19 protein-coding genes and 2 tRNA genes are annotated in these 19,574 nt (G+C 71.1%); 4 read left to right on the forward strand and 17 right to left on the reverse strand.

The features are described from left to right. Positions 1–21 precede the first annotated feature (21 nt). Together ACIB24_RS12010 and ACIB24_RS12015 are read right to left on the reverse strand one after the other, a co-directional pair. Positions 22–1,023, reverse strand: a complete 1,002-nt coding sequence (locus tag ACIB24_RS12010; RefSeq protein WP_398280126.1) for an NAD(P)H-dependent glycerol-3-phosphate dehydrogenase — start codon at positions 1,021–1,023, stop codon at positions 22–24. Continuing rightward, positions 1,020–1,793 (reverse strand): lysophospholipid acyltransferase family protein, encoded by a 774-nt coding sequence (locus ACIB24_RS12015; protein ID WP_398280128.1) that lies wholly within the window; start codon positions 1,791–1,793, stop codon positions 1,020–1,022. The genes ACIB24_RS12010 and ACIB24_RS12015 overlap by 4 nt, the downstream gene beginning before the upstream one ends. Before the next feature lie 123 nt (positions 1,794–1,916). Between ACIB24_RS12015 and cofC the strand changes: the two genes are divergently transcribed. Together cofC and ACIB24_RS12025 are read left to right on the forward strand one after the other, a co-directional pair. Then, entirely contained in the window at positions 1,917–2,510 is a 594-nt protein-coding gene (gene cofC / locus ACIB24_RS12020) for a 2-phospho-L-lactate guanylyltransferase (protein ID WP_398280131.1), read from the forward strand. A gap of 10 nt (positions 2,511–2,520) precedes the next feature. Further along, positions 2,521–2,733 carry a hypothetical protein gene (locus ACIB24_RS12025; RefSeq protein WP_398280134.1) on the forward strand — a complete coding sequence of 71 codons (213 nt, stop codon included), beginning with the start codon at positions 2,521–2,523 and terminating at the stop codon, positions 2,731–2,733. Positions 2,734–2,737: 4 nt separating this feature from the next. On the opposite strand, the gene murA is transcribed toward ACIB24_RS12025, so the two are convergent. The 4 genes from murA to leuC form a co-directional block, all read right to left on the reverse strand. Continuing rightward, positions 2,738–4,057, reverse strand: coding sequence for a UDP-N-acetylglucosamine 1-carboxyvinyltransferase (gene murA, locus ACIB24_RS12030; RefSeq protein ID WP_398280137.1), 1,320 nt, complete (start codon positions 4,055–4,057; stop codon positions 2,738–2,740). 169 nt (positions 4,058–4,226) lie between these two features. Continuing rightward, complete coding sequence (locus tag ACIB24_RS12035; RefSeq protein WP_398280140.1) at positions 4,227–4,928, reverse strand: HU family DNA-binding protein; 702 nt, start codon at positions 4,926–4,928, stop codon at positions 4,227–4,229. 240 nt (positions 4,929–5,168) lie between these two features. After that, positions 5,169–5,765, reverse strand: coding sequence for a 3-isopropylmalate dehydratase small subunit (leuD, locus tag ACIB24_RS12040; RefSeq protein WP_398280143.1), 597 nt, complete (start codon positions 5,763–5,765; stop codon positions 5,169–5,171). A gap of 25 nt (positions 5,766–5,790) precedes the next feature. Continuing rightward, positions 5,791–7,206: a 3-isopropylmalate dehydratase large subunit gene (leuC, locus tag ACIB24_RS12045; protein ID WP_398280146.1), complete on the reverse strand. Its 1,416-nt coding sequence runs from the start codon at positions 7,204–7,206 to the stop codon at positions 5,791–5,793. A 70-nt stretch (positions 7,207–7,276) separates the two neighbouring features. Between leuC and ACIB24_RS12050 the strand changes: the two genes are divergently transcribed. Further along, entirely contained in the window at positions 7,277–7,993 is a 717-nt protein-coding gene (locus ACIB24_RS12050) for an IclR family transcriptional regulator (RefSeq protein ID WP_398280149.1), read from the forward strand. Between the two features lie 136 nt (positions 7,994–8,129). On the opposite strand, the gene ACIB24_RS12055 is transcribed toward ACIB24_RS12050, so the two are convergent. The 7 genes from ACIB24_RS12055 to ACIB24_RS12085 form a co-directional block, all read right to left on the reverse strand. Further along, positions 8,130–8,202: transfer RNA gene (locus tag ACIB24_RS12055), tRNA-Glu, on the reverse strand. 1 nt (position 8,203) lies between these two features. Continuing rightward, positions 8,204–8,275, reverse strand: a tRNA-Gln gene (locus ACIB24_RS12060). 94 nt (positions 8,276–8,369) lie between these two features. Beyond that, a complete protein-coding gene (gene gltX / locus ACIB24_RS12065; protein ID WP_398280152.1) occupies positions 8,370–9,881 on the reverse strand; it encodes a glutamate--tRNA ligase in 1,512 nt (503 codons plus the stop codon). A 24-nt stretch (positions 9,882–9,905) separates the two neighbouring features. Beyond that, positions 9,906–10,682, reverse strand: coding sequence for a fumarylacetoacetate hydrolase family protein (locus ACIB24_RS12070; RefSeq protein ID WP_398280155.1), 777 nt, complete (start codon positions 10,680–10,682; stop codon positions 9,906–9,908). Positions 10,683–10,700: 18 nt separating this feature from the next. Then, positions 10,701–11,462, reverse strand: a complete 762-nt coding sequence (locus ACIB24_RS12075) for a DivIVA domain-containing protein (RefSeq protein WP_398280158.1) — start codon at positions 11,460–11,462, stop codon at positions 10,701–10,703. Then, the gene (locus ACIB24_RS12080) at positions 11,459–12,712 is read right to left on the reverse strand and encodes a globin domain-containing protein (protein ID WP_398280433.1); all 1,254 of its coding nucleotides are present in this window, start codon (positions 12,710–12,712) and stop codon (positions 11,459–11,461) included. The genes ACIB24_RS12075 and ACIB24_RS12080 overlap by 4 nt, the downstream gene beginning before the upstream one ends. Positions 12,713–12,717: 5 nt before the next feature. Further along, positions 12,718–13,113, reverse strand: coding sequence for a group 1 truncated hemoglobin (locus ACIB24_RS12085; protein ID WP_398280161.1), 396 nt, complete (start codon positions 13,111–13,113; stop codon positions 12,718–12,720). Between the two features lie 445 nt (positions 13,114–13,558). Between ACIB24_RS12085 and ACIB24_RS12090 the strand changes: the two genes are divergently transcribed. After that, entirely contained in the window at positions 13,559–14,365 is an 807-nt protein-coding gene (locus ACIB24_RS12090; RefSeq protein ID WP_398280164.1) for a 3-methyladenine DNA glycosylase, read from the forward strand. Here the strand turns inward: ACIB24_RS12090 and cimA are convergent. The 4 genes from cimA to ilvC form a co-directional block, all read right to left on the reverse strand. Continuing rightward, positions 14,329–15,912: a citramalate synthase gene (gene cimA / locus ACIB24_RS12095; RefSeq protein ID WP_398280167.1), complete on the reverse strand. Its 1,584-nt coding sequence runs from the start codon at positions 15,910–15,912 to the stop codon at positions 14,329–14,331. The genes ACIB24_RS12090 and cimA overlap by 37 nt on opposite strands. 195 nt (positions 15,913–16,107) lie before the next feature. Further along, the gene (locus ACIB24_RS12100) at positions 16,108–17,187 is read right to left on the reverse strand and encodes a branched-chain amino acid aminotransferase (RefSeq protein ID WP_398280170.1); all 1,080 of its coding nucleotides are present in this window, start codon (positions 17,185–17,187) and stop codon (positions 16,108–16,110) included. A 114-nt stretch (positions 17,188–17,301) separates the two neighbouring features. Beyond that, entirely contained in the window at positions 17,302–18,375 is a 1,074-nt protein-coding gene (locus tag ACIB24_RS12105; RefSeq protein WP_398280173.1) for a 3-isopropylmalate dehydrogenase, read from the reverse strand. 127 nt (positions 18,376–18,502) lie between these two features. Continuing rightward, entirely contained in the window at positions 18,503–19,534 is a 1,032-nt protein-coding gene (ilvC, locus tag ACIB24_RS12110; RefSeq protein WP_398280176.1) for a ketol-acid reductoisomerase, read from the reverse strand. Positions 19,535–19,574: the final 40 nt, after the last annotated feature.

Here is a 19,574-nt window from a genome sequence, read left to right on the forward strand (position 1 = left end):
GAGGCCCGACGGCCGAGGCCCCTACTGGAGCTCGGGTTTGCGGGCCCGGGAGAACATCCGCGGGATCATCTGGTCGAGCGTCACGCGGCCCTCGATCAGCTCGGTGACCTGCTGCACGATCGGCATCTCGACGCCGTGCGCGGTGGCCAGCTCGAGGATCGGCCCGCACGACTTCACGCCCTCGGCGGTCTGTTTCGTGATCTTGACGACCTCCTCCACGCTCATCCCCTGGCCCAGGTGCTCGCCGAAGGTCCGGTTCCGGGACAGCGGCGACGCGCACGTGGCCACCAGGTCGCCCATCCCGGCCAACCCCGCGAACGTGCCGGGCTCGGCGCCGAGAGCCACACCCAGCCGGGTGGTCTCGACCAGCCCGCGGGTGATGATCGAGGCCTTCGAGTTGTCGCCCAGGCCCATCCCGTCGGCGATGCCCACGGCCAGGCCGATCACGTTCTTCACCGCCCCGCCGAGCTCCACCCCGATCACGTCGTGATTGGTGTAGGGCCGGAAGTAGCCCGTGGAGCAGGCCTCGGCGACGTGCTCGGCGACGTCCTGGTCGGGGCAGGCGACGACCGTGGCGGTCGGCTGCCGGGCGGCGATCTCGCGGGCCAGGTTCGGGCCGGAGACGACCGCCACGCGGTCCTGGTGCGCCCCCAGCCCCGCGACGATCACCTCGCTCATCCGCAGCAGCGAGCCGTGCTCGACGCCCTTCATCAGGCTGACCAGGACGGCCTCCGCCGGCACGAGATCCCGCCAGTGCGCGAGGTTCTCGCGCAGCTTCTGGGACGGGACGGCGAGCACCACGATGTCGGCGCCGTCCAGGGCCGCCGCGGGGTCGGTGCTGGCCCGCACGGCGTCGGGCAGCGTCAGCTCGCCCAGGTACTCGCTGTTGCGGTGCTCCTTCTCGATCTCCTCGCAGACCACGGACCGGCGACCCCACATCGTCACCTGCGCGCCGGCGTCCGCGAGCACCATCCCGAACGTCGTCCCCCAGGAACCGGTCCCCATCACCGCAACCCGGGTCATCCGGCCGCCTTCCGTCGTGTGTTGGCTCGTCGAGCTGGATTTCCCGTGCGGGGCAGTGCGCTGGTGCGTGGGTCCCACCGGACGGCGGGGGGCGGCTCCTGCCGGATCTCGGCCAGCAACGCGGTGATCGCGTCCATCACCGTGTCGGTGGCGGCGGTCAGGACGGGGCCGGTCAGCTCCTGCCCCTCGAACGCCGACAGGTCGACGGGCGGTCCCAACGTCACGTACACGTCGTGGCGAGGCAGCAGGCGGGGCCGGTGCGCGTACGGCGGCAGGATCTCGTGCGCACCCCACTGCGCGGCCGGCAGCAACGGGTACCCGGTGGCCAGCGCCAGCCGGGCCGCCCCGGTCTTGCCGGACATCGGCCACAGCTGCGGGTCGCGGGTCAGGGTCCCCTCGGGGTAGATCGCGACGCACTGCCCCCGGTCGAGGGCCTCGATGGCCGCCCGGTAGGCCTTCTGCGCGTCGGCGGTCTCGCGGTACACCGGGATCTGCTGGGCGTTGCGCACGATCCAGCCGAAGAACGGGGTCTCGAAGACGGTCGACTTCGTCAAGTAGCGCGGCAGGTGGCCGTTGTCGTACAGGAAGTGCCCGAACGTGAACGGGTCGGCGTGCGAGATGTGGTTCACCACGATGATGAACCCGCCGTGGGCCGGCAGGTTCTCACTCCCCCGCCAGTGCCGCCGGGTGAGCGCCATCAGCAGAGGCCGCAGCACGAGGACGGCGATCCGGTACCCGGCGCCGATCTTGCGCGGCTTACGGCGTGGCACGCACCTCTCCTGACTCCGTCGTCGGTCCCTCGCGGCCCACCGGGCGCGCAGATGAGCATGACATATACGCCCTGGACGGGCCCCGCGCGCGCCGTGAGCGACGTCTCGGGTGATGATCGGGGCGTGCCGCGCACCTGGACCGTCATCCTCCCGCTCAAGGGCGGCCCGCATGCCAAGTCCCGGCTGCACGCGCCCACCGGCCTGGCCCGCGCCATCGCGCTGGACTGCCTCACGTCGGTCCTGGCGGCCTCCACCGTGGCCCGCGTCCTCGTGGTCACCCCGGACGCCGGGCTGGGCGCGGAGGCGGTGTCCCTGAGCGCGCAGGTGGTCGAGGAACCGGCCCACGGGGGCCTGAACGGTGCGGTGGCGGCCGGCGCGGCCGTTGCGCAGGGCGCGACCGCCGTCCTGCTCGGCGACCTGCCCGCCCTGCGCCCGGGCGACCTGGACGCGGCCCTGGCCGCCTGCGCGGCCCATCCCCTGGCGTTCGTGCCCGACGCGGACGGCGAGGGGACGGTCCTGCTGGCGGGACGTCGTCCGGACGCGCTCGTGCCCCGCTTCGGCGCGGATTCCGCGGCCGCCCACCGGGCCGTCGGGGCCGTCGAGCTGGCGCTCGACCTGCCGGGGCTGCGCCGGGACGTCGACACGCCCGCCGACCTGGACGCCGCCGCCCGCCTCGGGCTCGGCCCGCGGACCCGGGAGGCGCTCGCCGGGCAGTAGGTTGGCCCGCATGCAGGCGACGGTGCACCGGTTCGACGAGGCGAGCGGCAGCGGCGCGGTGATCACGGACGCCGGGCTGGTGCTCCCGTTCGACCTGGGCACGTTCCTGCGCAGCGGGTTACGGCGGCTGCGGGTCGGTCAGCGCCTGGCCGTCGAGCTGTCGCCGGCGGGTGACGCGGTCGACGAGATGTGGCTGGAGACCGTCCCCCGCCGCGAACTGTGACGCCTCAGCCGCGCTCGTAGTTGGCACCGAGCGACTCCAGTTTGGTCTGGAAGTGCTCGTAACCCCGGTCGATCAGCCCGATCCCGCGCACCCGCGACGTGCCCTCGGCGGCCAGCGCGGCGATCAGGTGGCTGAACCCGCCGCGCAGGTCGGGCACGGTGATGTCGGCGCCGTGCAGCTTGGCCGGACCGCTGATCACCGCGGAGTGCTGGAAGTTGCGCGCCCCGAACCGGCAGGCCCGCCCACCGAGGCACTCGCGGTACAGCTGGATCTGGGCGCCCATGTCGCGCAGGGCGGCCGTGAACCCGAACCGGTTCTCGTAGACCGTCTCGTGCACGATCGACAGGCCCGAGGCCTGGGTCAGGGCGACGACCAGCGGCTGCTGCCAGTCGGTCATGAAGCCCGGGTGGACGTCGGTCTCGAGGACCAGCGAGTTCAGGGCGCCGCCGGGGTGGGAGAACCGGATGCCCTCGTCGCGGATGTCGAGCTCGCCGCCGACCTTCCGGAACACGTTGAGGAACGTCATCATCTCGGTCTGCCGGGCGCCGTGGACCATGATGTCGCCCTTGGTGGCCAGCGCGGCGCACGCCCAGGAGGCGGCCTCGATCCGGTCGGGCAGCGCCGTGTGCGTGAAACCGCTGAGCCGGTCGACCCCCTCGATCCGGATGGTCCGGTCGGTGTCGACGCTGATGATGGCGCCCATCTTCTGCAGCACCGCGATCAGGTCCATGATCTCGGGCTCGATGGCCGCGTTGCGCAACTCCGTGACGCCCTCGGCCCGCACGGCGGTCAGCAGCACCTGCTCGGTGCTCCCGACGCTGGGGTAGGGCAGCTCGAGCTTGGTGCCCTGCAGGCCGTTCGGGGCCTTCAGCGAGATGCCGTTGGGCATCTTGTCGACCACGGCGCCGAACTGGCGCAGCACGTCGAGGTGGTAGTTGATCGGCCGGTCGCCGATCCGGCAGCCGCCGAGGTCGGGGATGAACGCCTCACCCAGTCGGTGCAACAGGGGGCCGCAGAACAGGATCGGGATGCGGCTGGAGCCGGCGTGGGCGTCGATGTCGGCGACGTGGGCGTGGTCGACGTTGGCCGGGTCGAGGCGCAGTTCGCTCTCCGGGCCCTGAACGTCCTCCACCTGGACGCCGTGCAGTTCCAGCAGCCCGGTGACCACGGTCACGTCCCGGATCTGCGGGACGTTGCGCAGCACGCTCGGCCCCTCCCCCAGCAGGGCGGCCACCATGGCCTTCGAGACGAAGTTCTTGGCGCCGCGCACGGCCAGGCTGCCCACCAGCGGAGTTCCACCGTGGACGGTGAGGACGTCGTTCATGCCCGCCATACTCGCGCACCTTCCCGCCGGGTTCCCAATCCCACGCCCGTCCCACCGCCTGAACGGGTCGCCAAAGTAGTGCGACCGCCGTGGGAGTACTACCCACGGCGGTCGCACTCGTGCAGTGCTGCGGCAGAGCTGTGCCCCAGAGCCGGGGCTCAGAACCCTCTCAGCGAGCGGTGCGCTTGGCCGGCGTGCGCTTGGCCGGGGCCTTCTTGGCCACGGTCTTCGCGGGCGCCTTCTTGGCCGGAGCCTTGGCGGCGACCTTCTTGACGGTGGTCTTCGCCGGGGTGGCCTTGGTCGCGACCTTCTTGGCCGGGGCCTTCGTGGCGGTGGTCTTGCGCGCCGTCGTCGTCTTCGTGGCGGTGGCCTTGGTGGCGACCTTCTTGGCCGGCGCCTTGGCGGCGACCTTCTTGACGGTGGTCTTGGCCGGGGTGGCCTTGGTGGCGACCTTCTTGGCCGGCGCCTTGGTCGCCGTCTTCTTCACGGCGGCCTTGGTCGTGGTCTTCTTCGCCGTCGTCTTCGCCGGCGCCGGGGCCGCGGTGGCGCCCCGGGTCGTGACCGCGCGACCCTCGGCGGTGGCCTTGGGCAGCGTGCGCGGCTCGGCGACGAACTGCTTGAACGACGTGCCGGCGCGGAAGCGCGGCACGGAGGTCTTGCGGATGCGAACTCGCTCGCCGGTGCGCGGGTTACGACCGGTCCGCGCGTTGCGCACGGCCTTCTCGAACGACCCGAAGCCGCTGATCGTCACCTTCTCGCCACGGACCACGGCGCGGGTGATGGTGTCGATCACGGCGTCGAGGGCGTCGTTGGCGGCCTGGCGGCTGCCCAACTTCGCGTGCAGTGCCTCGACGATGTCTGCCTTGTTCACGGTCTTCCTCCGGGGGGCGGTTCCGGGCCTGCGCCCGTTGTCGGAGACGAAGGTACGGGTGTAGGGGTGCAGAAATCCAACAGGACGGGACATAAATTCGTTGCGTGTCAAGCACATCCGCGCATCCCCAGGCCGCCCGGCGCGCCGCCCCCGACGGGCCCGGCAAATCGGTACGCATCGGTAAAGCACTGTGCCGCAGCCATTTTCACAGGGAAAATGGCTGCGGCACAGGGGATGCGGTCAGGGAATCGGCAGCGTTTTCGGCTTGAACGTGGGCCGCGAAGATTCATAGGAATCGATGTCCGACACGTGCTGCAGGGTGAGCCCGATGTCGTCCAGACCCTCCATCAGCCGCCAGCGGGTGTAGTCGTCGACCTCGAAAGGCACCGCCAGGCCGCCGCATGTCGCGACCCGCTCGACGAGGTCGACCGTCACCTCGGCACCGGGGTCCGCCTCCAGCGCCGTCCACAGCTTCTCGACGTCCTCGTTCGAGACGACCCCGGTCAGCAGGCCCTGCTTACCGGAGTTGCCGCGGAAGATGTCGGCGAAGCGCGGGGACAGCACGGCCCGGAAGCCGTAGTCCTTCAGGGCCCAGACCGCGTGCTCCCGAGAGGATCCCGTACCGAAGTCGGGCCCGGCCACGAGCACGGAACCGTTCCGGTAGGGCGCCTGGTTGAGCACGAAACCGGGGTCGTTGCGCCAGGCGGCGAACAGCCCGTCCTCGAAACCGGTTCGGGTGACCCGCTTCAGGTACACGGCCGGGATGATCTGGTCGGTGTCCACGTTGGAACGCCGCAGCGGGACGCCGATCCCGGTGTGGGTGGTGAACTTCTCCATCGTCTGCTCCGTTCAGTTCTCGTGGTCAGTGCGTGCTGTCGACGAGGTCGGCGGGCGAGGACAGGGTGCCCCGCACGGCGGTCGCGGCCGCCACCAGCGGCGAGACCAGGTGCGTACGACCACCCTTGCCCTGCCGACCCTCGAAGTTGCGGTTGGAGGTGGAGGCGCTGCGCTCCCCCGGCGCGAGCTGGTCCGGGTTCATGCCCAGGCACATCGAGCACCCGGCCTGGCGCCACTCGGCACCGAACTCGGTGAACACCTTGTCCAGCCCCTCGGCCTCGGCCTGCAGGCGCACCCGGGCCGAACCGGGCACGACGAGAACCCGCACGCTGTCCGCCTTGTGCCGCCCCTCGACGACGGCCGCAGCGGCGCGCAGGTCCTCGATCCGGCCGTTGGTGCAGGAGCCGATGAAGACCGTGTCCACGGAGATGTCGCGCAGCGGCGTCCCGGCCTTCAGGTCCATGTACTCCAACGCGCGCTCGGCCGCGCCCCGCTCGTCGTCGTCCGCGATGGCCGCCGGATCGGGCACCTGGCCGGACAGCGGCAGGCCCTGCCCCGGGTTGGTGCCCCAGGTGACGAACGGCTCGAGAGTGGCCGCGTCGAGCACGACTTCGGCGTCGAACGTGGCGTCCTCGTCGGTGTGCAGCTCGCTCCACGCGGCGAGCGCCGCATCCCAGTCGGCGCCCTGCGGGGCGTGCGGGCGGCCCTTGAGGTACTCGAAGGTCTTCTCGTCCGGCGCGACCATGCCCGCCCGGGCCCCGGCCTCGATCGACATGTTGCAGATCGTCATCCGGCCCTCCATCGAGAGCTCGCGGATGGCCTGGCCGCGGTACTCCAGGACGTAGCCCTGGCCGCCGCCGGTCCCGATCCGCGCGATCACCGCGAGGATGATGTCCTTGGCGGTGGAACCCTCGGGGAGACTGCCGTTCACGGTGATCGCCATGGTCTTGAACGGCTTCAGCGGCAGCGTCTGCGTGGCCAGCACGTGCTCCACCTCGCTCGTGCCGATGCCGAACGCCAGCCCGCCGAACGCGCCGTGCGTCGACGTGTGAGAGTCGCCGCAGACCACGGTCAGACCGGGCTGGGTCAGGCCCAGCTGCGGGCCGACGACGTGCACGATGCCCTGCTCGACGTCACCCAGCGGGTGCAGCCGGACGCCGAACTCGGCACAGTTCTTGCGCAGCGTGTCGATCTGCGTGCGGGACACCGGGTCCGCGATCGGCTGGTCGATGTTCAGGGTCGGGGTGTTGTGGTCCTCGGTGGCGATGGTGAGGTCGGGCCGCCGGACCGGGCGGCCGGCCATCCGCAGCCCCTCGAACGCCTGCGGGCTGGTCACCTCGTGGAGCAGGTGCAGGTCGATGTAGAGCAGGTCGGGCGCCCCGTCCTCGCCCCGACGTACGACGTGCTGATCCCAGACCTTCTCGGCCAGCGTGCGGCCCATTTCCCATCACCTCGTGGTTGGTACGTTCGCAGGGGTTGCGTCTCAGAGTATGAGACGTCAATATCGCTACATGGACAACAATAGCGGAGTCGGCGTGCTGGACAAGGCCGCGGGGCTGCTCGACGCCCTGGAGGCCGGTCCGGCGACGCTGGCCCAGCTGGTCGCCGCCACCGGGTACGCCCGGCCGACGACCCACCGGCTGGCGGTCGCCCTGGAGCATCATCGGCTCGTCACCCGCGACGTCCAAGGGCGTTTCGTGCTCGGGCCCCGACTGGCCGAACTCGCGGCCGCGGCGGGTGAGGACCGCCTGCTGGCCACCGCCGGCCCCGTGCTCATCTCGCTGCGCGACCACACCGGGGAGAGCGCGCAGCTGTTCCGCCGTCAGGGCGACCAGCGCATCTGCGTGGCCGCCGCGGAACGTCCGATGGGGCTGCGGGACTCGATCCCCGTCGGGTCGGCGCTGAGCATGCTGGCCGGGTCGGCCGCCCAGGTGCTGCTGGCCTGGGAGGAGCCGGACCGCCTGCACCGCGGCCTGACCGGCGCCCGGTTCACCGCCACCACGCTCTCGGCCGTGCGCCGGCGCGGGTGGGCGCAGAGCGTCGGCGAGCGCGAGGCGGGGGTCGCCTCGGTGTCGGCGCCGGTCCGCGGCCCGTCGGGGAAGGTCGTCGCCGCGGTGTCGATCTCCGGGCCCGTCGAGCGCCTGAGCCGGCAGCCCGGCCGCCAGCACGCCACCGCCGTGCTGGCCGCGGCCCAGCGCCTCACCGACGCCCTCCGCCGCCCGTCGTGATCATGCAGAAACCTCGCGCATCCGACGGACGCGAGGTTTCTGCATGATCGGCGCGAGGTTTCTGCATGATCACGACGGAGGGGAAGGGACAGCAGAAGGCCCCCGGTCCCTGACGGGACCGGGGGCCTTCTCCATGTAGCCCCGACGGGATTCGAACCCGCGCTACCGCCTTGAGAGGGCGGCGTGCTAGGCCACTACACAACGGGGCCGCTGGGGTACCAGGACTCGAACCTAGACTAACTGAACCAGAATCAGTCGTGCTGCCAATTACACCATACCCCATGGGGGTACCTGAAACCGGGCCGTTCCGCCTCTGCGCGAGCAGGCTCGGGACCCGGTAGGGACCCGAGGAAGGATGCTAGCGGTCGGCGACACCTCACCCCAAATCAGCAGCGAGTCGCCCCCGCAGCGCCTCGAGTCGCGTGCGGGACACCTCCAGGCCGAGGATCTCCATCGACTCGAACAGCGGCGGCGACACCCGGCGGCCGCTGACCGCCACCCGCAGCGGGCCGAACGCGAACTTGGGCTTGATCCCCAGCCCGTCGACCAGGGCCGCGCGCAGTCGCTCCTCCAGGGCGGGCGCCGTCCACTCCCCCGAGCCGAGCACGGCGAGCGCCGCGTCGAGGACGGCGACCGACTGGGCGGCGTCCTTGCTCACCTGTGCCAGCGCGTCCTCCTCCGGCTCGACGGCGGCGCGGAAGAGGAAGCCGAGCAGGCCCGGCGCCTCGCCCAGCAGCTGCATCCGGGTCTGGACCAGCGGTGCCGCCGCGTCGAGGACCGCGAACTGCTCGGACGACGGGGAGTCGGGCAGGACGTCGGCCGCCTGCAGGTAGGGCACCAGCCGGTCGCGGAAGACCTCGGGGGGCAGGAGCCGCACGTGCTCGGCATTGATCGCCTCGGCCTTCTTCTCGTCGAACCGGGCCGGGTTGGCGTTGACGTCGGCGATGTCGAAGGCCGCCACCATCTCGGCCATCGAGAACACGTCCCGGTCCTCGGCGATCGACCAGCCGAGCAGGGCCAGGTAGTTCAGCAGGCCCTCGGGGATGAACCCGCGGTCGCGGTGGTGGAACAGGTTCGACTGCGGGTCCCGCTTGGACAGCTTCCGGTTGCCCTCCCCCATCACGTAGGGCAGGTGGCCGAAAAGAGGTGTGCGCGAAGCGATCCCGAGCTCGACCAGGGCCGTCCAGATGGCCAGCTGGCGAGGCGTCGAAGGCAGCAGGTCCTCGCCGCGCAGGACGTGGGTGATGCCCATCAGGGCGTCGTCGATCGCGTTGACCAGCGCGTAGAGCGGGCTGCCGTCGGCCCGGACCACCACGAAGTCGGGCACGCTGCCGGCCGGGAAGGTGACCGGCCCGCGGATCAGGTCCTCGACCGTCGTGTCGGTGTCGGGCAGGCGCATCCGCCACACCGGCTCGCGGCCCTCGGCCACGTACGCGGCCCGCTGCTGCGGCGTGAGCGACCGGTCGAAGTTGTCGTAACCGAGCTTCTTGTCGCGGCCGGCCGCCTCGTGCCGGGCCTCGACCTCGGCGGGCGTCGAGAACGACTCGTACAGGTACCCGCCGGCGACCAGCTTCTCGATCACCTCGCGGTAGATCTCGCCGCGCTGCGACTGCCGGTACGGTCCGTGCGGACCGCCGACCTCGACCCCCTCGTCCCAGTCGATGCCGAGCCAGCGCAGGGCCTCCAGCAGCTGCTGGTAACTCTCCTCGCTGTCCCGGGCGGCGTCGGTGTCCTCGATCCGCAGGACCAGCGTCCCGCCGGTGTGCCGGGCGTAGGCCCAGTTGAACAACGCGGTCCGGATCAGCCCGACGTGGGGCGTGCCGGTCGGGGACGGGCAGAACCGGACCCTGATGGACGGGTTTTCGCTGGTGCTCGTGCTGTCGCTCATGGTGCGGCCAACCCTAGTGGTGCGCTACTGGGCCACGATCGGGTTGCCCAGCGTGCCCAGGCCCTCGATCTCGACCTCGACCCGGTCGCCGACCTGCATCGGGCCGACCCCGGCGGGCGTGCCGGTCAGGATGACGTCCCCCGGCAGCAGCGTGAACGCCTCGCTGATGTAGGCCACCAGGGCCCGCACGTCATGCACCATCAGGGCGGTGCTGCTCTGCTGCTTGACCTCGCCGTTGAGCCGGGTGGTCAGCTGCAGGTCGGTGACGTCGAGCTCGGTCTCGATCCACGGCCCGAGCGGGCAGAACGTGTCGAACCCCTTGGCCCGGGCCCACTGCCCGTCGCTCTTCTGCAGATCCCGCGCGGTGACGTCGTTGGCGATCGTGTAGCCGAGCACGACCTCCTCGACCCGGTCGGCCGGCACGTCCTTGCACAGCCGCCCGATCACGACCGCGAGCTCGCCCTCGAAGTGCACGTTCTCGCTCTGCCACGGGTAGCGCACCGGGTCCCCCGGGCCGATCACCGAGGTGTTCGGCTTCAGGAACAGCAGCGGCTTGTCGGGCACGTCGTTGCCCATCTCGGCGGCGTGCTCGGCGTAGTTGCGCCCGACGCACACCACCTTCGAGCGGGGGATGACGGGCGCCAGCAGGCGCACGTCGTCCAGCTTCAGCCGCTCTCCCGTGGGCTGCACGGGCATGTACATCGGGTCGCCGGTGATGGCCACCAGTTCCTCGGCCCCGGGCTCGCCGTCGATCAGGCCGTAGCGGGGGTCCTCACCGGTCGTGAATCTCGCGATACGCACGACGCCTAACGTAGGCCCCTACGGATTGACCGGCGCCAACTGGCCCAGCTCGTCGCTGAGCGCGTCCAGGATCGAGCGCAGCTGCACCTGCGTGACCTGGGCGAACGTGCGCATGTAGGCCAGCCGGGAAGCCAGCTCGCGCAGGTTCTCCACCTCGCCCGGGTCGAGGCGTCCGTCGCTGTTGATGGAGCGGGCCAGCAGCATCGCGCGCTCCTCCTCCGCCGCCCGCACCTCGGCCTCGGCGCGCTCGGCCGTCTCGTGGGCCTGCACGAGGATCTCCTCGTACTGCTCGCGGGCGTTGGCCACCAGCCGCCGGGCGTAGTCCTCGGCCTGGGCGACGTGCTGGTCGGCGACCTGCTGGGCCCGCGACATCACGTTGACCGCCTCGACGGTCGGGACCAGGTCGGCGGACGACGGCCCACCCGCCTGGTTCTCGGCCGCCTGGTTGTGGGCCGCCGCCTCGCGGCGGCGCGCCCGGGTCCCCTCCCGGGCGCCCTCCTGGGCGGCCACCGGGTCGACCCCCTGCCGGCGGTAGTAGTCGCGCAGGCGCTGGATCTCCTGGCGCAGCTCGGCCTTCTCCTGCGCCCCCGAGACCAGTTCCATGATCACCCGGTTGCGGAACCGCTCGACGTCCGCCTCGTTGTAGCCGCGGCGGCCCAGCTGGGTGCGCGGGAAGTCGGTCTGCCGCACGATCTCCGGGCTCAGCCGGCTGCGGAATCCCGCGTCGTAGCCGTCGGGGAGCACGGTCTCGAGTTCGGTCGGGTCGCTGATCGCGGTCACGCTCGGGCCTCCGATTCAACCGGGTCCTGCTGCTGGTGCGGTGCTTCCTCGGGGACGTCGAGCGTGCCGATGGTCGTGTGCCGCTCGTAGCCGTACAGCTCCCGGCGCACCTCCCGGGTGTCGATCCCGCCCTGGGCCAGGACCTCCAGGCATCCGGCCACCATCTGGTCGGAACCGCAGACGTAGATCTCGGGTGGTTCCGCGGAGCCCGAAGCCCGGGCGGCGGCGACCGCCGCGTGCAGCGCCACCTCCGCGACGTGCCCGGTGCGGGCCGTGCTCGTCAGGTGCGCGGCGCGCGCGACGACGGGGACGACGTCCAGCCAGGAGAGCTGGGCCTCCAGCCGACGCAGGTACGGCAGGTCGTACAGCTCCTGCTCGGTCCGGGCGCCGACGAAAAGCCCCACCGGCCGGGGCACGTGGCCCGGTCCGGCGTCGTCCTGCTGTCGGGCCAGTTCCTCGACGATGGCTCGTAGCGGCGCCAGCCCGGTGCCGCCGGCCAGCATCAGCACGGGTCGCGCGGTCTGGCTGCTCGGCACGTGCAGCCCCTCGCCGACGGGGGCGCCGAGCCGCAGGATGTCACCCTTCCCGGTGCGCGCCACGAGGTTCGGGCTGACCCAGCCGCCGTCGACCGCCCGCACGTGGAACTCCAGGGTGTCGTCGGCGCGGGGCGCGTTGGCCGGGGAGAAGTACCGCCAGATCCGCGGCGCGGCCGGGGTCTGCACCGAGAGCGACTGTCCGGCTCGGTATTCCACCCGCCGGTCGGGGCGCACGGTGAGCACCGCGACCCCCGGTCCGCGGGACTCGTGGTCGACCACCTCGGCGTCGTACCAGGCCGGCGCCGTGCCCGACGCCTCGGCCGAGGCCTCCGTCATCACCGAGGCGATCACCCCGTAGGCGGCGGTCCAGTCGGCGGCCAGTTCCGGCGTCCACTCCTCACCGAGGAAGTGCTCGAGCGTGGCCAGCAGCGCGGCCCCGACCATCGGGTAGTGATCATCGGTGACGCCGTACTTGCGGTGGTCGCGGGCCAGCTGCTGCAGGTACGGGACGACCGTCTGCACCTGGTGCACGTTGCTGACCACCCGGACCAGCGCGCCCACCAACCGGTCCCGTTGCGCCGACATCGCGGCCGGGAACATGGGCCGGGTCTGCGGGTAGCGCAGGAACAGGTGGGAGTAGAAGTACAGGGGGACCTCGTCACCGTGGCGCGCGACGAGGCCGAAACTGCGCTGCAGCGCGTCCGTGTCGACCACGTCGGTCAATGCCCTCCGTCGGCCTGCACGAGTCCCTGGTCGACGATGTCGGGCCGCACGGCCGTGGCCGCGGCTCCGAACGCCGCGATCACCTCGTCACCGACCGCGAACTTCTGCAGCGTGGCGACGAGATGGCCCACCACCAGCTCGTAGTCGTCCGGCGGGATGTGCAGCGGCTGGTGCGCGGCGGCCAGCCCCATCCCCTCGTAGGCCTCCGGGCCGCCGAGCAGCCCGGTGAACAGGCGGACCTGGTGAGCCTTCACGCGGTTCACGTCGACGCCCTCGAAGTAGTGCGCCAGCCGGGGGTCGGCCAGGACCGTGACGTAGAAGTCGTCGACGGCGGCCCGTACCGCGTCGACGCCGCCGATGGTCTCGTACAGGGTGCTGGTGGGAGAGGTCACTTCAGGGCGCTCCTTGCCGTCGGGCGTACCAGCCCGTTATGACCGGATACGCACGATTCATGGTGCACGTTAGGTTACCCCCAATCCACCCAAGGTCACCATTCCTGATTTTTCCCGCGTGTCGCCTCCGTCCCGGCGGGTGACCTCCGCCCCGCCGATGAACGGGTTGCGAGCAACTTCGTCCGCGCCTCAGCCCCACGGGTCACACCGCCGCCCGCCCGGGTCGTGGTGGCAGCTCTGGTGGCAGCATCCGCCCCTGATCACGCAGCGTTCGATGCCACCAGGACTGCCTTCATCGAACCGGAAGGGGCCCGACACGACGCTGACCGGCCCCGAACTTGACGCAGTCTCGCTCGACGCCGGATGGTCGTCTTCCACCGTCGAAGACGAAGGCCCGACGGGAAGATCCCGCTGCCGTAGAGGGCGGCGCCGCGCGGAGGAAACGATGGACCCGGCAGCAGCTCATGCCGCACGGCTGGCGCCCTACGTCGAGCCGCACCTCGCCAGGCGTCGGGCCGGCACCAAGCACCCGATCCACGACTTCCTGTTCCAGTACTACTCGTACCGACCGGCCCAGCTGATGCGCTGGCAACCGCCCGGGCAGCTCAGCACGGCCAAGCGCCCGCTGGTGGAGGCCATCCTCAAGCTGCTGCAGGCGACCATCGACCGCGAGGGCAACTTCGGCTGCTTCGGACTGCACGAATGGGCGATGGTCTACCGGGCCCCGCGGCCCCGGCACCCGCAGCCCCTCCGCCTGGGCCACGCGGAGACCGACAAGGTGGTCGAAGGGCACCGCGTCACGTGCAGTCACTGGGACGCCGTGCGTTTCTTCACCGCGCCGGCACGACCGCTCAACAGCCTGGGACCGTCCAGCGACGACCGCCCCGACTTCGAACAGCCGGCCTGCCTGCACGCCACCATGGATCTCTACAAGCACGCCTACCGGCTCGCCGACGTCGTCGGCTCCGACCTCGTCGCCGACGCCTTCGAACTCGCGTGGGACGTGCGGATCATGGACATGCGAGCCGCGCCGTACGACATGAGTGGCATCACCATCGACCCCTACGGGATCGAGTGGACGCCCATCCCGATCGAGACCGCCGAGGGCAAACGCGAATACGCCCGGCTCCAGCGCGAGTTCGCTCAGCGAGCAGCGCCCGTCCGAGCTCGCCTGGCCGAGGTCCTCGCCGGCGCCCTCGAACCGCTGCGAAGGGGTCAGCGGGAGGGGACGTCCTGGGTCAGCAGGCCGTAGGTGAAGCCGTCGAGCAACGCCTTCCAGGACGCCTCGACGATGTTCGGGCCGACCCCGACGGTCTCCCAGACGCTGTTGGGGCCGCGGGTCTCGATCAGCACCCGGGTCACCGCATCGGTGCCGATGGACGCATCGATGATCCGGACCTTGAAGTCCGACAGCCGGATCCCGTCCAGCTCCGGGTACACAGGCAGCAGGGCCGAGCGCAGGGCGTGGTCCAGCGCCGAGACCGGGCCGTTGCCCTCGGCCGTGGCCACGTGCCGCCGTCCGCCCGCGTGGAGCTTCACGGTCGCCTCCGAGACCGCCTCGCCCGCATCGGTTCTCGCCTCGGTGATGACCCGCCAGCTCTCGACCGAGCAGTACGAGGGCCGGAACCCGTAGACCTCTTCGTGCAGCAGCAGCACGAAGCTCGCGTCGGCGGCCTCGAAGGTGTAGCCCTCGGCCTCCAGCGCCTTGACCCGGTCGGTGATCCGGCCCAGCAGCTCCCGGTCCCCCGCCAGATCGAAACCCAGCTCCCGGCCCTTCAACTCGATCGACGCGCGGCCGGCCATGTCGGAGACGAGCATCCGCATGTCGTTGCCGACCCGCAGCGGGTCGGTGTGGTTGTACAGCTCGGGGTCGACCTTGATCGCGCTCGCGTGCAGCCCGGCCTTGTGCGCGAAGGACGACGCGCCCGTGTAGGGGCGGCGGTGGTACGGCGTTACGTTGGTGATCTCGTCGACGGCGTGCGCGATGCGGGTGGCCTCCGCGATCCGCCCGGTCGGCAGGACCTGCTGACCGCGCTTGATCTCGAGGTTCGCCACGACCGTGACCAGGTCGGCGTTGCCGGTGCGCTCGCCGTACCCGTTCAGCGTGCCCTGCACGTGCGTCGCGCCCGCGTCGACCGCGGCCAGCGTGTTCGCGACCGCACAGCCGGTGTCGTTGTGGCAGTGGATGCCCACGCGGGCCCCGCTCGCCGAGACCACCGCGTGGACGACGTCCGCCAGTTCCGCGGGCAGCATGCCGCCGTTGGTGTCGCACAGGGCGACCACCTCGGCCCCGGCCTCGGCGGCCGTGCGCAGCACCTCGACGGCGTAGGCCGGGTCGGCCCGGTACCCGTCGAAGAAGTGCTCGGCGTCCAGGAAGACGCGCCGTCCGTGCTCGCGCAGGTGCCGCACGGTGTCGGCGACCATCGCCAGGTTCTCGGCACCCGTCGTCCGCAGCGCCCGCTCGACGTGCCGGATGTCGCTCTTGGCGACCAGCGTGACGACGGGGGCCAGCGAGTCGACGAGGGCCTGGACCTGTGCGTCCTCCTCGACCCGAACACCCGCCTTGCGGGTCGCGCCGAACGCGGCCAGCTGGGCGTGCTTGAGCCGCAGGTCGGTGGCGGCGCGGCGGAAGAACTCGGTGTCCTTCGGAATGGCCCCCGGCCACCCGCCCTCGATGAACCCCACCCCCAGGTCGTCCAGGTGACCCGCGATGACGAGCTTGTCCTGCACGGACAGCGAGATGCCCTCCTGCTGGGCCCCGTCGCGCAACGTCGTGTCGTAGACCTGGAAGTCGCTCATGGTTCGCTCATTTCGGGTGGGTTCAGGCACCGCCGACACGAAAAAGACCCCTCGCTGAGAACGAGAGGTCTGCGCGTCGACGGTGCCCGGGGATTCGACCGAGAGTGGTCTCAGGCTGTGCCGACGCGCCTGCTGATAATGATCTCAGCGGTGCACATCGTCAGCGAGAGTACCACTCTCGGCCGTCCTACCTGCTCAGGCGAGTGTCCGCATCCACCCGTACGGGTCGGCCGCCCGCCCGAACTGGATGTCCACCAACGTGTCCCGGATCCTGGACGTGATCTCACCGGCCGGCGCGCTCGAGTCGCCGACCGACCCGCCGTCCCAGCTGAGCTGCCCGACCGGGGTGACGACGGCCGCCGTCCCGCAGGCGAAGACCTCGGTGATCGTCCCGTCGGCCACGCCGTCGCGCCACTCGTCGATCGTGACCCGGCGCTCCTCGACGTCCAGCCCGAGCTCCTTGCCGAGCGTGAGGATCGACGAGCGGGTGACCCCCTCGAGGATCGACCCGTTCAGCTCGGGGGTGATGAGCTTCCCGTCGCGGTGCACGAGGAAGATGTTCATCCCGCCGAGCTCCTCGATGTACTTCGACTCGGCCGCGTCGAGGAAGCAGACCTGCTCGCAGCCGTGCTCGGCCGCCTCGGTCATGGCCGCCAGGGAGGCCGCGTAGTTGCCGCCGCACTTGGCCGCGCCGGTCCCGCCGGGCGCGGCCCGGGTGTACTCGGACGACAGCCAGATCGAGACCGGCTTGGCGCCGCCCTTGAAGTAGGCCGCGGCGGGCGAGGCGATGACCATGAAGGTGACCTCGGCGGCGGGCCGCACCCCGAGGAAGACCTCGGAGGCGAACATGAACGGCCGCAGGTACAGCGACGCCTCGGGCCGGTCGTCGACCCACGCCCGGTCGGTCTTCACCAGCGCCTCGACCGCAGCCACGAAGTCCTCGACCGGCAGTTCGGGCAGGGCCAGCCGGCGGGCCGAGCGGACCAGCCGCTCGCCGTTGGCCTCGGGCCGGAACGCCCGGATCGTGCCGTCGGCGTGCTTGTACGCCTTGAGCCCCTCGAAGATCTCCTGCGCGTAGTGCAGGACGGCGGAGGCCGGGTCGAGCTGCAGCGGGCCGTAGGGGATGACGCCGGCGTCGTGCCAGCCCGCGTCGGCCGTCCACGTGGCCTTGAACATGTGGTCGGTGAAGTGCTTGCCGAAACCGGGGGCGGCCAGGACGGCGTCGCGCGCCTCGGGCGTGGCCGGGTTGGGGTTGGGGGTGTAGCTGATCTCCATCGCGGATGCTCCCTCGCGTCTCCGGCGCGCTGCGCGGGCTCGCCGGGTCAAGTCTAAATCGGACCGTACCAGCGGAGACGCGCTCCCCGGGCCCCGCCCCGGGAGGGGTGGAGGCTAGCCGGTGATGCGCGCGGCGATCGCGTCGCCGATCTCCGCCGTCGAGCGGGGGCGGCCGTCGGCGCCCTGGCGTTCGGCCAGGTCGGCGGCGACGGCCTGCTCTACTCGGGCGGCGGCCTTGTCGAGGCCGACGTGCTCCAGGAGCATCGCGACGGAGAGGATGGTCGCCGTCGGGTCGGCCTTCTGCTGGCCCGCGATGTCGGGCGCGGAGCCGTGCACCGGCTCGAACATGCTGGGCGCGGTGCGGTCGGGGTTCACGTTGCCGCTCGCGGCCAGGCCGATGCCCCCGGCGATGGCGGCCGCCAGGTCGGTGACGATGTCGCCGAACAGGTTGTCGGTGACGATCACGTCGAACCGGGCCGGGTCGGTGACCATGAAGATGGTCGCGGCGTCGACGTGCAGGTAGTCGGTCGTGACGTCGGGGAACTCCGCGTTCACGGCCTCGACGGTGCGGCGCCACAGGTGGCCCGCGTTGCTGAGCACGTTGTGCTTGTGCACCAGGGTGAGCTTCTTGCGCGGGCGGGCCGCGGCGCGGGTGAACGCGTCGCGCACGACACGCTCGACCCCGAACGCGGTGTTGATGCTGACCTCGGTCGCGATCTCGTGCGGGGTGCCCACCCGGATCGCCCCACCGTTGCCGACGTAGGGGCCCTCGGTGCCCTCGCGGACGACGACGAAGTCGAGCTCCTTGCCCTCCAGCACGTGCGGCGCCAGCGGGGTGGCGACACCCGGGTACAGGCGGGCCGGGCGCAGGTTGACGTAGTGGTCGAGCTCGAAGCGCAGCTTCAGCAGCAGGCCCCGCTCCAGGACTCCGCTCGGGACGCCGGGATCGCCGACCGCGCCGAGCAGGATCACGTCGTGCTGCCGGATCGCGGCCAGCTCCGACTCCGGGAGCGTCTCGCCGGTGGCGTGCCACCGGTTGGCACCGAGGTCGAACTCGGTGGTCTCGACGGTCGTGCCCTCACCGGCGACCGCCGCGTGCAGGACCTTCAGGCCCTCCGCGACGACCTCGGGGCCGATGCCGTCACCCGCGATGACGGCGATCTTCAGAGCGGCGGGAGCGTCGACCATGCCGTCGACAATAGCGCGACCATCCGCATGATGGGCTACATATCTCACCATGCGAGACGCATCGGTTGTGATCAAGGAATTCCCTGCTGCGGGTCGGCAGAGAATTCCTTGATCACGACCACGAGGACTAGCGCTGGGCGCTGCCCTCGACGTAGTCGCTGTCGTCGGACTTGACCCAGCTCATCAGCTTGCGCAGCTCGCGGCCGGTGGCCTCGATCGGGTGCTGCTCGCCCTTGGCGCGCAGGGCCTTGAACTCCGGCGCGCCGGCGTCCTGGTCGTCGATGAACCGCTTGGCGAAGGCGCCCGACTGGATGTCGGCCAGCACGCCCTTCATGTTCTCCTTCACGTGCGGGTCGATGACCCGCGGGCCCGACACGTAGTCGCCGTACTCGGCGGTGTCGGAGACGCTCCAGCGCTGCTTGGCGATGCCACCCTCGTACATCAGGTCGACGATCAGCTTCAGCTCGTGCAGGCACTCGAAGTACGCGACCTCGGGCTGGTAGCCGGCCTCGATCAGCGTCTCGAACCCGTACTGGACCAGCTGCGACGCCCCGCCGCAGAGCACGGCCTGCTCGCCGAAGAGGTCGGTCTCGCACTCCTCGGTGAACGTGGTCTTGATGCCGCCGGCCCGCAGGCCGCCGATGCCCTTGGCGTACGAGAGCGCGTTCGACCAGGCGTTGCCGGTCGCGTCCTTCTCGACGGCGACGAGCACCGGGACGCCGCGCCCGGCCTCGAACTCGCGGCGCACCAGGTGTCCGGGACCCTTCGGCGCGACCATGCACACGTCGACGCCCTCGGGCGGGGTGATGTAGTTGAACCGGATGTTGAAGCCGTGCCCGAAGAACAGCGCGTCGCCCTCGGCGATGTTCGGCGCGATGGCCTCCTCGTACACGTGCCGCTGCACGTGGTCGGGCGTGAGCAGCATGATCACGTCCGCCTCCTCGACCGCCTGGGCCGGGGTGACGACGCGCAGGCCCTCGGCCTCCGCCTTCGCCCGGCTCTTGCTGGCGTCGGGCAGACCGACCCGGACGTCGACGCCGGAGTCGCGCAGCGAGAGCGAGTGGGCGTGGCCCTGGCTCCCGTAGCCGATCACCGCGACCTGGCGGTTCTGGATCACCGAGAGGTCGGCGTCGTCGTCGTAGTACATCTCTGCTGCCACAGTGCTCTTGTCTCCTTCAGATGGTGCGGGGGTTGGGGGA

The organism is Spongisporangium articulatum (genome assembly GCF_044465595.1).
In the GTDB taxonomy this organism is placed as follows: Bacteria; Actinomycetota; Actinomycetes; order Actinomycetales; family Kineosporiaceae; genus Spongisporangium; species Spongisporangium articulatum.